General features: G+C 67.3%; 17 protein-coding genes. 3 read left to right on the top strand and 14 right to left on the bottom strand.

Annotated elements, in window-relative coordinates; all coding sequences use genetic code 11:
- Positions 1-195 precede the first annotated feature (195 nt).
- Genes arsH through ASC92_RS24315 form a run of 4 tightly spaced genes read right to left on the bottom strand, consistent with a single transcriptional unit; the run spans position 196 to position 2,930 of the window.
- Entirely contained in the window at positions 196-912 is a 717-nt protein-coding gene (arsH, locus tag ASC92_RS24330; RefSeq protein WP_056520994.1) for an arsenical resistance protein ArsH, read from the bottom strand.
- On the bottom strand, positions 899-1,330 hold the full coding sequence (gene arsC, locus ASC92_RS24325; RefSeq protein WP_056520859.1) for an arsenate reductase (glutaredoxin): 432 nt from the start codon (positions 1,328-1,330) through the stop codon (positions 899-901). Before arsC ends, arsH begins: the two co-directional genes overlap by 14 nt.
- Complete coding sequence (locus tag ASC92_RS24320; protein WP_056520991.1) at positions 1,327-2,619, bottom strand: arsenic transporter; 1,293 nt, start codon at positions 2,617-2,619, stop codon at positions 1,327-1,329. Before ASC92_RS24320 ends, arsC begins: the two co-directional genes overlap by 4 nt.
- Entirely contained in the window at positions 2,613-2,930 is a 318-nt protein-coding gene (locus ASC92_RS24315) for an ArsR/SmtB family transcription factor (protein ID WP_056520858.1), read from the bottom strand. The genes ASC92_RS24320 and ASC92_RS24315 overlap by 7 nt, the downstream gene beginning before the upstream one ends.
- Before the next feature lie 136 nt (positions 2,931-3,066).
- Here ASC92_RS24315 and ASC92_RS24310 point away from each other — a divergent pair, with 136 nt between their 5' ends.
- Entirely contained in the window at positions 3,067-3,795 is a 729-nt protein-coding gene (locus tag ASC92_RS24310; protein ID WP_056520856.1) for an alpha/beta fold hydrolase, read from the top strand.
- 4 nt (positions 3,796-3,799) lie between these two features.
- Here the strand turns inward: ASC92_RS24310 and ASC92_RS24305 are convergent, their stop codons facing one another.
- Genes ASC92_RS24305 through ASC92_RS24260 form a run of 10 tightly spaced genes read right to left on the bottom strand, consistent with a single transcriptional unit; the run spans position 3,800 to position 10,912 of the window.
- Positions 3,800-4,411, bottom strand: a complete 612-nt coding sequence (locus ASC92_RS24305; RefSeq protein WP_056520854.1) for a 3'-5' exonuclease — start codon at positions 4,409-4,411, stop codon at positions 3,800-3,802.
- Positions 4,408-4,821, bottom strand: a complete 414-nt coding sequence (locus ASC92_RS24300; RefSeq protein WP_056520851.1) for a TfoX/Sxy family protein — start codon at positions 4,819-4,821, stop codon at positions 4,408-4,410. The genes ASC92_RS24305 and ASC92_RS24300 overlap by 4 nt, the downstream gene beginning before the upstream one ends.
- Positions 4,818-5,207 (bottom strand): VOC family protein, encoded by a 390-nt coding sequence (locus ASC92_RS24295; RefSeq protein WP_056520849.1) that lies wholly within the window; start codon positions 5,205-5,207, stop codon positions 4,818-4,820. The genes ASC92_RS24300 and ASC92_RS24295 overlap by 4 nt, the downstream gene beginning before the upstream one ends.
- Before the next feature lie 25 nt (positions 5,208-5,232).
- Complete coding sequence (locus ASC92_RS24290) at positions 5,233-5,727, bottom strand: GNAT family N-acetyltransferase (protein WP_235505982.1); 495 nt, start codon at positions 5,725-5,727, stop codon at positions 5,233-5,235.
- A gap of 43 nt (positions 5,728-5,770) precedes the next feature.
- On the bottom strand, positions 5,771-6,649 hold the full coding sequence (gene fghA, locus ASC92_RS24285; RefSeq protein ID WP_056520845.1) for an S-formylglutathione hydrolase: 879 nt from the start codon (positions 6,647-6,649) through the stop codon (positions 5,771-5,773).
- The gene (locus tag ASC92_RS24280; RefSeq protein ID WP_056520843.1) at positions 6,646-7,569 is read right to left on the bottom strand and encodes an alpha/beta fold hydrolase; all 924 of its coding nucleotides are present in this window, start codon (positions 7,567-7,569) and stop codon (positions 6,646-6,648) included. The genes fghA and ASC92_RS24280 overlap by 4 nt, the downstream gene beginning before the upstream one ends.
- Before the next feature lie 20 nt (positions 7,570-7,589).
- The gene (locus ASC92_RS24275; protein ID WP_056520841.1) at positions 7,590-8,696 is read right to left on the bottom strand and encodes an S-(hydroxymethyl)glutathione dehydrogenase/class III alcohol dehydrogenase; all 1,107 of its coding nucleotides are present in this window, start codon (positions 8,694-8,696) and stop codon (positions 7,590-7,592) included.
- Between the two features lie 38 nt (positions 8,697-8,734).
- Positions 8,735-9,385, bottom strand: a complete 651-nt coding sequence (locus tag ASC92_RS24270; protein ID WP_056520839.1) for a glutathione S-transferase family protein — start codon at positions 9,383-9,385, stop codon at positions 8,735-8,737.
- Complete coding sequence (locus ASC92_RS24265; RefSeq protein ID WP_056520837.1) at positions 9,382-10,224, bottom strand: aromatic ring-hydroxylating oxygenase subunit alpha; 843 nt, start codon at positions 10,222-10,224, stop codon at positions 9,382-9,384. The genes ASC92_RS24270 and ASC92_RS24265 overlap by 4 nt, the downstream gene beginning before the upstream one ends.
- 10 nt (positions 10,225-10,234) lie before the next feature.
- Positions 10,235-10,912 carry a Rieske 2Fe-2S domain-containing protein gene (locus ASC92_RS24260; RefSeq protein ID WP_056520835.1) on the bottom strand — a complete coding sequence of 226 codons (678 nt, stop codon included), beginning with the start codon at positions 10,910-10,912 and terminating at the stop codon, positions 10,235-10,237.
- A gap of 196 nt (positions 10,913-11,108) precedes the next feature.
- Here ASC92_RS24260 and ASC92_RS24255 point away from each other — a divergent pair, with 196 nt between their 5' ends.
- A complete protein-coding gene (locus ASC92_RS24255; protein ID WP_056520833.1) occupies positions 11,109-12,080 on the top strand; it encodes a LysR family transcriptional regulator in 972 nt (323 codons plus the stop codon).
- A gap of 32 nt (positions 12,081-12,112) precedes the next feature.
- Entirely contained in the window at positions 12,113-12,553 is a 441-nt protein-coding gene (aroQ, locus tag ASC92_RS24250; protein ID WP_007835124.1) for a type II 3-dehydroquinate dehydratase, read from the top strand.
- The last annotated feature ends 21 nt before the right edge of the window (positions 12,554-12,574 follow it).

The following is a 12,574-nucleotide window of genomic DNA, read 5'->3' as shown; positions in this document are numbered from 1 at the left end:
CCGTTCTTTCATGTGCGTGCGCCGGAATGCCCGGCGCACCGGTTTGGTTCGCGGAACATTTTGCCGGTGTCGGACCTGGGACAGGGCCAAAGGCGTTTTATTCCCGCTTGGCAAGCGGGCATGGCGGAGCCTGGCCTCACGGCCGCGGCGCCCCCCGCCGGACGGGTTGCGCCGCCAGCACCGCTGAGTCCGCGCTCAGATGCTGCGCAGATTGACCCTCTTCGACAGGGCTTGCGCGCTTTCGCGCCGTTCGCTGTAGCGGTCGACCAGATAGCTTGCGCAGTCGCGCGTGAGCAGCGTGAACTTCACCAGCTCCTCCATCACGTCGACCACGCGCTCGTAGTACGGCGACGGCTTCATGCGGCCGTTTTCTTCGAACTCCATGAAGGCCTTGGCCACCGACGACTGGTTGGGGATCGTGATCATGCGCATCCAGCGGCCCAGCACACGCAACTGGTTCACCGCGTTGAACGACTGCGAGCCGCCCGACACTTCCATCACTGCGAGCGTCTTGCCCTGTGTGGGCCGCACCGAGCCGACGGCCAGGGGAATCCAGTCGATCTGCGCTTTCATGATGCCGGTCATCGCACCGTGTCGTTCGGGCGATGTCCACACCATGCCTTCGGCCCATTGGGCAAGCTCGCGAAGTTCCCGCACCTTCGGATGGTCTTCGGGCGCGTCGTCCGGCAGAGGCAGTCCGCGCGGATCGTAGATGCGGGTCTCCGCGTCCATGGCTTGCAGCAGGCGGGCAGCCTCTTCGGTGAGCAGCCGGCTGTACGAGCGCTCGCGCACCGAGCCGTAGAGCAGCAGGATGCGGGGCGCGTGCGTGGCGCGCTGCGTTGGCGCCAGCTGCAGCAGGTCTGGCCGCCGGAAATGCGCTTCGGCGACGTGGGGCAGGTCAGGGCTTGGCAACACGCTGGCCCTTCGCGTCGATGATCACCTCGCCGTCTTCCTTCGAGAACGCACCCTGCTGCGGACGCGGCAAGATGTCGAGCACCGCTTCCGAAGGCCGGCACAGGCGTGTGCCGAGCGGCGTCGCCACGATCGGCCGGTTGATGAGGATGGGGTGCTGCAGCATGAAGTCGATCAGCTGTTCGTCGGTCCACTTCGGGTCGTCGAGGCCGAGGTCGTCGTACGGCGTGCCCTTGCGGCGCAGCAGCTCGCGCACCGGAATGCCCATCGCGGCAATGAGCTGCTTCAGCGTGGCGCGGTCGGGCGGGTGCCGGAGGTACTCGATGACCCTGGGCTCGTCGCCCGTGTTGCGGATCAGCGCGAGCACGTTGCGGGACGTGCCGCAAGCGGGGTTGTGATAGATCGTGATGTCGTTCATGGAAGTGAAATGCTCAGTCGAAGTGCCAATGCCGCAAGGGTCACGAACAGCACGGGCAGGGTCAGCACGATGCCGACCTTGAAGTAATACCCCCAGCCGATGGCCGTGCCCTTCCTTGCGAGCACGTGCAGCCAGAGCAGGGTGGCAAGGCTGCCGATGGGCGTGATCTTCGGGCCGAGGTCGCAGCCGATCACGTTGGCGTAGACCATCGCTTCCTTCACCACGCCGCTCGCGTTCGATGCGTCGATGGACAGCGCGCCCACCAGCACGGTCGGCATGTTGTTCATGACCGATGAGAGCACCGCCGCAAGAAAGCCCGTGCCCATCGCCGCGCCCCAGACGCCGCCTTGTGCGAACACGTTCAGCAGTGAGGCGATGTGGCCCGTCAGCCCCGCGTTGCGCAGCCCGTAGACCACGAGGTACATGCCCAGCGAGAAGACCACGATCTGCCAGGGCGCGCCGCGCAGCACCTTGCGGATGCCGATCACCGGACCCCGGCCCGCGACCGCCAGCAGCACGACCGCGCCAAAGGCCGCCACCGCGCTGACCGGCACGCCCAGGGGCTCCAGTCCGAAGAAGCCGACGAGCAGCAGCAACAGCACGACCCAGCCCGCTCGGAAGGTCGCGGGGTCGCGGATTGCCGCGGCTGGCGGCCGCAGCCGGGCCAGGTCGTAGCTGGCTGGAATGCCGCGGCGAAAGCAGAGCATCAGCACCAGCAGGCTCGCGAGCACAGACGCGATGTTCACGGGCACCATGACAGAGGCATACGCGCCGAAGCCGATCTTGAAGAAGTCCGCCGAGACGATGTTCACCAGGTTCGACACGATCAGCGGCAGGCTGGCCGTGTCGGCGATGAAGCCCGCCGCCATCACGAAGGCGAGCGTGGCCGCCGGCGAGAAGCCCAGCGCGACGAGCATCGCCATCACGATGGGCGTGAGGATCAGCGCCGCGCCGTCGTTGGCGAACAGCGCGGAAACGGCGGCGCCCAGCAGCACGATGAACGCGAACAGCGGCCGCCCGCGTCCGCCGCCCCAGCGCGCCACGTGCAGCGCGGCCCATTCGAAGAAGCCGGCTTCGTCGAGCAGCAGGCTGATGACGATCACGGCAACGAAGGTGCCGGTCGCGTTCCATACGATGCCCCAGACGACAGGGATGTCGGACAGCTGAACCACGCCGAGCAGCAGCGCGACCGCCGCCCCGAGCGAAGCGCTCCAGCCGATGCCCAGCCCGCGCGGCTGCCAGATCACCAGCACGAGCGTGAAGATGAAGATTGCGACGGCGCTCAGCATGCCGGCGAGCACCCGGTGGTGCAGGGTTCGCCCTGGCAGCAGTTCTGCGTGAGGTAGGCAAGCAGGCCGTTCATCCGGTCGAACGCCGCACGGTAGATGAGGTTGCGGCCCTGCCGCTCCTGCGAGACGAGCCCCGAATGCATGAGTTCCTTGAGGTGGAACGACAGCCCTGTTGCCGGCACTTCGAGCGCTTCGGTCAGCGCGCCGGGCGTGAGGCCGGCCGGGCCTGCCTCCACCAGCGCACGGAACACCCGCAGGCGAACGGGCTGCGCCAGTGCGGCCAGGGCTTGGATGACGTCACCTTCTTTCATATTTCAAATATCGTTGAATAGTTGAATGATAGCAGCCGATCCGGCACGAGCCGGCCATCGCGCTGGCGCACATCGGCCACCCGCAGCACGCCATTGCCCCTACAGTCGTTCCCCTCACAACGAAGGAGACAAGCCCATGTCCGACACCTACGTTCTAGTCCACGGTGCGTGGCATACCGGCGCCCAAATCGAAGCCGTGGCCGACGGCCTGCGCGCGGCCGGTCATACCGCGTACTGCCCCACGCTCGCGGGCAACAACCCCGGCGACGACCGCGCCAGCACCACGCTGGACGACGCGATCGCCTCGGCCGTGCGCTACATCGAGGAGAAGAACCTCACCGAGGTCCGCCTCGTAGGCCACAGCTACGGCGGCATGGTGATCTCGGGCGTGGCGGACCGCATCGCGCCGCGCCTGAAGCGGCTGGTGTACATCAACGCCTTCGTGCCGCTCGATGGCGAGTCGCTCAACGACATGGTGCCGCCGCCATACGTTGCGATGTTCCACGCCGTGGCGGCGGCCAACGCCAACGCGGTGACCCTGCCTTTCGAGATCTGGCGCGAAGCCTTCATCAACGACGCCGACCTGGCGACCGCGCAGGCGGCCTACGAAAAGCTCAACCCGCATCCGTACCGCACCTTCACCGACAAGATCAGGCTGCGGCAGCCGCTGGCCGCGCTGGCGCTGGGCAAGTCGTATGTCAACTGCCAGCAGGACACCGCGATGCCGCACGGCATGCCGTGGCATCCGCGCCTGTCGGAGCGGCTGGGCCTGTTCCGGTTGGTGGAATGCCCCGGCAGCCACGAGATGTTCTTCTCGAACCCCGGGCGGCTCGCGCAGGCAATCCTGGAGGCGGGGCGGGACTGACCGGTCAGTTGCCGCCGAAGAGCGCGTCGTACACGCGGATGGATGCGTAGGCGTCGTTGGCCGCGTAGCGGATCTGCGCCTCGGTGAGCTGCCGGTTGGCCCAGTTCGACGTGGTCGCCTTGCGCGACTTGATGAAGCGCCGGTTGAACACCAGCGCCACGGCCGTCTTCACGCCGACCGACTTGCGGTAGCCGCGGTGGCGGAATTCGGTGTCAATGTCGAACACCGCCTTCGGCTCGATGCCGAGCCGCAGGCGGATCAGCGTGAGGTCGCCAGAGAGGCCGAAGCCGACCTTGCGCAGCTCGGCCGAGGCGATCAGCGTGGCCACCACCGGGTTGCATTCGGTGCGGTGCAACTGGAACAGCCACGCCGTGTCGCGCGTCGAGAACTGCACCACGTGCGGGCCGCCCGACACCTCGTTCTTCGCGAAGGTGGGCTTCGATTCGGTGTCGAAGCCGGCGATGCCGGCTGCCAGCAGCGTGGCGGCCGCGCGCTCGGCCTCCTGCAGCGTGGTGACGACGACGATGTCCTTGGGACCGAGGCCTTCGAAGGGTTCGAGCAGCGCGATCTGTTCGCGTTCGGGAAGGGGCGGGAGCGTCGGGTTGTGGGCGCTCACCGGGAGGCTGCCTTCGTTGTCTTCTTCTTCACTGCGGCTTTCTTTGCGGGGGGGTTCTTCTTCACGGATGTTTTCTTCGGCTTCGGCGGCTGGCCCGAGCGCAGCGCTGCCTCGTAGGCGCGGCGGCCCCAGAGTGCGGCTTCGTGCCGGTCCTCGAACAGGTCCGCCGGGGCTTGCCGGTACGACATCGGCATCGACTGGCCCTGGCGCACGTAGGTGAACGGCGGCAGGTCGAGCGCGTCGAAGTACGGCGCGCTCTCGGCATCCGACTTGAGGTAGAGCGTGTCGTTGGCCACGAGGGCGATCATGCGGTCCTCGTGCCACACGCCATGGCCTCCGAACATGCGGCGCGTGCGGATACGGCCCAGGCGCTCGAAGGTTTCGTGCAGGCTATCGACGAAATCGCTCATGCCGTGATCTCGATGCGGTTGCCGTCGGGGTCCAGCACCACGCTTTCGTAGTAGCCGTCGCCGGTGCGGCGCGGGCCGTCGAGCAGCGGATGGCCGTCGGCCTTCAGCCGCTGCGTGAGTTCGTCGACCGCCGCGTCGGAGCCCACGCTGATCGCGAGGTGCGTCCAGCCCATGCGCTGTGCGCCGGCCTCCGCCGTCACCGGAGAGAGCGTGCTCGTCGTCATGGCCTCGATGCGTGCGCCATCGCCAAGGCTCAGGAAGCACGAGGCAAAACCCTTGGCCGGGTTGACGTAGCCCGCGCCGGCGGTGGCGCCGAAATAGTCGACATAGAAGCGCTTGCAGCGCTCGAGATCGGTGGTCCAGAGTGCGATGTGGTCGATGCGCATGGAGCGGGGAAAAATTGGAATGGGTTCAACCGACGCGCCATGGCGGGTGCGAGGGCGACCAATGGTAGGCGATGCGTTCGCGGCCGCTCGTGGGATGGCGGTCGACCGCGCCGCGCTCGAGGCCATAGCGCTCGTAGAAGCGCTGCGCCGGCGTGTTGGTCGCGGCCACGTGCAGCCACCAGCCGGTCGGGAAGCGCACGCACGCCTCGTCGAGCAAGGCCTTGCCCAAGCCCTGGTTGCGCAGGTGGGGCTCGACGAAGAGTTGCGCCACATACTCGCGCCGCTCCAGCAGCACCATGAACGCCAGCACCTGCCCGTCGCGCTCCGCCAGCACCACGTCGGCGGGCGACCCGAATTCGGTCTGCACGCGGCGCAGCCAGTGGGCGATCGGTTCGATATGGGGGAGGCCCCGGTTGGCCGCGATCCACGCGCGGCGCCAGATGCCGGCCAGCACCATGTTCTCTTCGGCGGTGCCTTCGCGCGACCGCAGGTGGAAGGCAGGAATTTGGGCGGCGGACATGCGTTTCATGATACGGCGCGAGGCCGCCGCGGTCGATGAAACTTTACGCGCGCAGCGTTTGCGCGTGGTGCGCGATGTGGTCGGCCATGAAGCTCTGGATGAAGTAGTAGCCGTGGTCGTAGCCCGCGTGGCGGCGCAGCGTGAGCGGCTGGCCGGCCGCGAAGCAGGCGGCCTCGAACGCCTCGGGGAGCAACTGTTCGGCGAGAAACTTGTCGGCCAGGCCCTGGTCGACGAGGATGCCTTGCGGGTAGGGCGCCGCGACCTGCGATTTCATGAGCGCGCTCGCGTCGTGTGCGAGCCACTGGGCGCGGTCGGCGCCGGGGCGGCCCAGGTAGCCGCCGAACGCCTTCTCGCCCCACGGGCACTGCGTGGGTGCGCAGATCGGCGCAAAGGCCGAGAGCGATTTGAAACGCCCCGGATGCCGCAGCGCCAGCGTGAGCGCGCCATGGCCGCCCATCGAGTGGCCGGAGATGCCGATGCGCTCGCCGTCGATGGCGAAGTGCCGGGCCACCAGCGGCAGCAGCTCGTGCACGATCCAGCTTTCCATGCGCCAGTGCGTGGCCCAGGGTTCGGCGAGCGCGTCGAGGTAGAAGCCGGCGCCGATGCCGAAGTCCCAGTCGTCCTTCGCGCCGGGCACGCACTCGGCGGCGGGGCCGCGCGGGCTGGTGTCGGGCGCGATCAGCGCGATGCCCAGGCTCGCGGCCATGCGCTGTGCGCCGGCCTTCACGGCGAAGGTCTCTTCGTTGCAGGTCAGGCCTGCGAGGTAGAGCAGGGCGGGCACGCGCTCGTGTGCGACCTGCGGCGGCAGGTACACCGAGAAGCGCATCGGCAGGCCGATTTCGTGCGAGTGGTGCTCGTGGAAGCTTTGCACGCCGCCGAAGGCATGGTGTTCGGAAAGGGTCTTGGGGCTGTTGTCGGTCATTGCGGATTCTTGCTGCGCAGGGCGGGTACGAGTTCGAGCACGGCATCGGCAAAGATGCGCGGCGCTTCCTGCGGCATGTTGTGGCCCACGCCGGGCACGAGGCGGTGCGAACGCGGCCCGCCGAAGCGGTGCGCGTGGGCCGATGCGTCGGCGGGCGGGCGCACGCCGTCGTCGAGGCCGTCGAAAGTGATGGTGGGCACTGTGATCGCGGGCTGGGCCGCGAGGCGGCGTTCGATGTACGCATAGGCCGGGTCGCCCGGCACGAGGCCGAAGCGATGGCGGTACGACTGGATCACCACGTCCACGAAGTCGGGATGGTCGAAGGCGGCGGCGCTGCGCTCGAAGGTGGCGTCGTCGAACTTCCACGTGGGCGACCACTGCTTCCACAGCAGCTTCGTGAGCGCCTTGCGGTCTTTCCCGAGGCCGACGCGGCCGCGCTCGCTGTGGAAGTAGTACTGGTACCAGAGGCTGTGCTCGTTGGCCGGCGCGTCTGGCTCCATCGCCCTGGCGATGTCCTGGATGTTGTAGCTGTTGAAGGACACCAGCCCCGCGACGCGTTCGGGCCACAGCGCCGCGACCACGCAGGCGGCGCGGCCGCCCCAGTCGTAGCCGGCCAGCACCGCGCGCTCGATCTTCAGCGCATCGAGCAGCGCGAGCAGGTCGGCGCCCAGCGCGGCCTGCTCGCCCGAGCGCGGCGTGGCCTCGCTCAGGAAGCGCGTGGCGCCGTAGCCGCGCAAGTACGGCACGATCGCACGGCAGCCCTGATCGGCGAGCATGGGCGCGACTTCGGCATACGTGTGGATGTCGTACGGAAATCCGTGCATCAGCAGCACCGGCGGGCCATCGGCGGGGCCGGCTTCGAAGTACGCGACTTCGAGCACACCGGCTTCGATCTTGCGCAAAGGCTCCATGCGGGTCATGACCGGTGCCTCCAGCGCTGCTAGTAAAGGACGACGCCGCGAATCGACTCGCCGCGCTTCATCAGATCGAAGCCCTTGTTGATGTCTTCCAGTGGCATGGTGTGCGTGATGAGGCTGTCGATGTCGATCTTGCCTTCCATGTACCAGTCGACGATCTTCGGCACGTCGGTGCGTCCGCGTGCGCCGCCGAAGGCTGAGCCTTCCCACTTGCGGCCGGTAACCAACTGGAACGGGCGCGTGCTGATCTCCGCGCCCGCCTCGGCCACGCCGATGATGATGCTGCGCCCCCAGCCCTTGTGCGTGCACTCGAGCGCCTGGCGCATCACCTTGGTGTTGCCGATGCATTCGAAGCTGTAGTCCGCACCGCCGTCGGTCAGCTGCACGATGGCGTCGACCACGTTTTCTGTCGTCTTCGGGTTGATGAAGTGCGTCATGCCGAACTTGCGCGCCATGGCCTCGCGCTCGGGGTTCAAATCGACGCCGATGATCTTGTCGGCGCCCACCATCTTCGCGCCCTGGATCACGTTCAGCCCGATGCCGCCGAGGCCGAACACCACCACGTTCGCGCCGGCTTCCACCTTGGCCGTGAAGATCACCGCGCCGATGCCGGTGGTGACGCCGCAGCCGATGTAGCAGACCTTGTCGAAGGGCGCATCCTCGCGGATCTTGGCCAGCGAGATCTCGGGCGCGACCGTGTAGTTGCTGAAGGTCGAGGTGCCCATGTAGTGGAAGATGGGCTTGCCGTCGAGGCTGAAGCGCGAGGTGGCGTCGGGCATCAGGCCCTTGCCCTGCGTGCCGCGGATCAGCTGGCACAGGTTGGTTTTGCGCGAGAGGCAGAACTTGCACTGGCGGCACTCGGGCGTGTACAGCGGGATGACGTGGTCGCCCTTTTTGAGCGTAGTGACGCCGGGGCCCACGTCGACCACGATGCCCGCGCCTTCATGGCCGAGGATGGCGGGGAAGATGCCTTCGGGGTCAGCGCCCGAGAGCGTGTAGTAGTCGGTATGGCAGATGCCGGTGGCCTTGATCTCGACCAGCACCTCGCCGAACTTGGGCCCTTCGAGGTCCACGGTTTCGATGGTGAGCGGGGCTCCGGATTTCCAGGCGACGGCGGCTTTGGTTTTCATGGCGGGTTTCGGGGGAGAAGCAAAAGGGCTAAGGATACTCAGGCAGGGCCGGCAGGGAAGATACCCGGCATGCCGATAAACCCGGGCAGGTGGCGAACATTCCAGACCCAGTCTCGCAGGGCGGGAAATTCGTCGAGCGAAATACCGCCCTCGCCAGCCAGCGCGACATAGGGGAAGCAGGCAAGGTCGGCAATAGTCGGATCGGGCGCCGAGGCCAGCCAGCGCAGGCCGGCGCTCGCCTGTTCGGCGAGACGGTCGTCGAGCACGCGGAACACCGCGCGCGCACCGGTGCGGCAGGCGTCGATGTCGAGATGGTGGTAGCCGAGCGCATCGTGCAGCCGCGTGGCCGATGCCGTGCGGGTGATCTCGTCAGCGGTGGCGAGCCACATCGCGATCTGGCCGCGCAGCTTCGCGTCGCCGGGATACCACCGGCCTTGCGCGTCGTAGCGGCTTGCGAGGTACACCAGGATGGCCTGCGCATCGCGCAGCAGGAAACCGTCGTCGTCGATCACCGGCAGTTGCCCGAGCGGATTGACGTTTGCGAGGAACGCGGCGGACTTGTGCGCGCGGCCCGGAAAGAAATCGACCTGCACCGTGTCGTACCCGATGCCCAGCCACGCCAGCATCTGCCGCACCTTGAAGCAGTTGCCCGACAGCGGATAGTCGTAGAGCTTGATCGTTGTCGTCATGCCGCCGCCCTCACGCCGAAGCGCATGCCGCGCTCGCGCAGCCAGCGCCGGTAGGTGACGGAGGAGGTGTCGCCGCGCGTCGGTGTCTCGGCGCGGCCTTCGAGCGGCATGCGCTTGAAGGCGTGGTTTTCCAGGATCGGCTTGTCCTGGCCGAAGATGGTGTGCTGGAAGGCGATGAGCTCGGCGTTGGTGGAGTCGTCGTCATAGCAGGCGAGGACGGTGTGGGCGATCACGTGTTCGTCGTCGATGGGCTGCAGGAAGAGGCCGATGGCGTCGAGTTCGCCCGCGCGAAAGCTGGACTTGTAGAGCATGGCCGAGAAGGGCTGCATTACGCGATACTTGTAGAACACCTCGCTGCCCGAATCGTGCGCGGCCGAAGCGCGCGGCTGCCAGAAGCGGCAGTCGGTGGCCCAGATCTCGCCGGTGCCGGGCTCGACCTGCACCTCGTATTGCGCCACCTCGGTGTGCGGCACCTTGCCGAGGTAGTCGGCGTGCACGAAGGGAAAGTGCGCCATGTCGAGAAAGTTCTCGATCACGCGCAGCCCCGACACCGCCACGCCGATGCCGCCGCAGTCGACGATGCGGCGGCCGCACTCGGCGTATTCCGGAAACTCGAAGAGGGGACGCGCGGGGCGGCCGCTCGGGCAGACCCAGAGATAGCCGTAGTGCGACTGCACGGCGAGCGCATGGTCGCCGAGGTGGCATCGAGGCGTGCCATCGGCATCGGTGCGGAGCTGCACGGTTTCGCCCAGCAGACGGGTCGTCCGGGGCTCGGGTGTGGCGGGCCCGACGACCAGCCAGTCGTCGAGCATGTTGGGGTCGTCTGTGACGAAGGGCATGGCGGTTCCTTCAGCCTTGAGGTTGTGCTTCGATCCCGGCGCGCAGGTTCCGCGCGGCTGCGTGCAGCGTCTTCATTGCGCTGGAGCCTGGGGCAGCCTCCGTCCACAGGTGGACGAAGGAGAGCCGGGGCTGCGCCTCGAGCAGCAGCGCAACGGTCTTCACACCGGCGAGCGCGCCGCGCCATGCGCCGGATCCCGCATCGATTGCGAAGCCTTGCCGTGCGAGGGCTTCGCGCATGGCCTGCGCGCCGGCGCGCACGGTCAGGCTGCGGCAGAAGTGCCAGCCGGCCGGCACGGCATCGGCCAGCGGCGGTGGCGCGGCGGTTGCATCCGCGGCGAGGTTGACCCACAGCATGCCCGCCGCATCCACTGCGGCGAACACCTTGGCGCAGACGTTGCGTGGCGTCTGCATGGCCGGGTGGGCCGGAATGTGGGTGCACTGCCCGCTGCCCGCGGCGTACTGCCAGCCGTGGTACGCGCAGGAGAGGCGGTTTTCGATCACCTGGCCGAGCGTAAAGCGCACGCTGCGGTGCGGGCACCGGTTTTCCCACGCCTGGGCGGCGCCGTCGGCCGAGCGCCAGAGCGCGAGCTCCTGGCCTTCCGCGAAGCCGGCGACGATGTTGGCGCCGGGACGCAGGCCGGCGGAGGGTGCCATTGGATGCCAGGTGGAGGCGTGTGGATTCGTCATGTTGCACCGGCTGAAAGCAGGGGACGTCGGGCAGGGCTGTGCATCGGGGCTTTCTCCAGTCGTGGGGGCTCGGGGCTCGATAGGGATGGCATAGCATTCGGTGTGCCGCCAGCAAGCACCGAACCTACCGTTTCTGTTCCCTTGATGAAAGCCAAATGCCGAGACGCTACTTTTCATTCCTGAAACGCTGGCCCGCATGAGCCGCATCGATCTCGCGCTGATCGAAGCCTTCTTGCTCGTCGTGCAGAGCGGCAGCCTGACGAAGGCCGAGAGCCTGTCGGGCGTATCCAAGGCCACGCTGAGCCGTCAGCTCACGCGGCTGGAGGAACTGCTGGGTGCGCAACTGCTGATGCGCAGTTCGCGCAGCGTCACGCCGACCGAGGCGGGGCGCGCCTTCTACGCGCGCTGCGACGGGCTGATCGACGAGGTGACGGGCCGGCTGGAAACGGCGTGCACCGAAATCCAGGAGATCACGGCCGGCGTCTCGGGCAGCCTGTCGCTGCTGTCCGATACCCAGTTCAGCACCTCCTTCGTCTGCCATGTGGTGAAGCTGTTCCTCGAATCGCACCCCAACGTGCGCTGCCACCTCGACGTGGCGAGCCGACTGAACGCGCCGCAGATCGGCGACGTGGACTGCTATGTCTGCTCGGAGCCGCCCGATGTGCCGAATCTCGTTGCAAAGCTGCTGGGGCGGCTGAACTACGGCCTCTATGCGAGCCCGCAGTACCTTGAGCGCCAGGGCACGCCGCAGGCGCCCGACGAACTGCTGCACCATCGGTCGATCGTGATGAAGGAAGGCTCGGGGCCGTCGCAGGTGCTGCTGGTGTCGGGCGCGTCGGGCAGCTATGCGTTTCGCCCGGAGCCGGCTTTCGAGACCAACGACCACTGGGTGATGAAGACCTTCTGCATCGACGGCTTCGGCATCGCGCTGCTGCCGGCCTTCTTCGCCCGGCCCGAAGTGGCGCAGGGCGTGCTGGTGCCGGTGCTGCCGCAATGGCAGCCGGAGCCGCGGCGCATCTACTGCGCCTTCCAGCGGCAGCGCTACATGGGGCAGAAGCTGCGGGCGTTCGTCGATCTCATGGCGCGCTGCGTGGTCGACATCGATTCGTACAACTACTACGTCGGACCGCCTGCGGCCAGGCGCGGCAAGGCCGGCGCAAGACCATAATGACGCTCGCCTGAAGCCTCGCCTCATCCATCATGAAGAAAATCCTCGTTCTCAACGGCCCCAATCTCAACCTGCTCGGCACGCGCGAGCCCGAACAGTACGGACGCGACACGCTGGCCGATGTCGAGCGCCTGTGCAAGGACACGGGCGCGAAGCTCGGAGTCGAAATCGAATGCCGCCAGTCGAACCACGAAGGCGTGCTGGTCGACTGGATCCAGGAAGCGGGCCGTGAAGTGGCCGCCGGCAACATGCTGGGCGTGGTGATGAACCCCGGTGCCTACACCCACACCTCGATCGCGCTGCACGATGCCATCAAGGGTGCGAGCGTGCCGCTGATCGAACTGCACATCTCGAACGTGCATGCGCGCGAGGAGTTTCGCCACAAGTCGTACATCTCGCCTGCGGCGCGCGGGATCATCGTGGGGCTGGGCGTGAAGGGCTACACGCTTGCTATTGCTGCGCTGGTTCCCTAGTGGCTTGGGTTCGGGGCGTGT

This window comes from Variovorax sp. Root411, from assembly GCF_001425205.1.
Taxonomy (GTDB): Bacteria; Pseudomonadota; Gammaproteobacteria; order Burkholderiales; family Burkholderiaceae_C; genus Variovorax.
The sequence above is the reverse complement of the archived record's forward strand: the minus strand, read 5'-3'. Positions and strand labels throughout refer to the sequence as shown.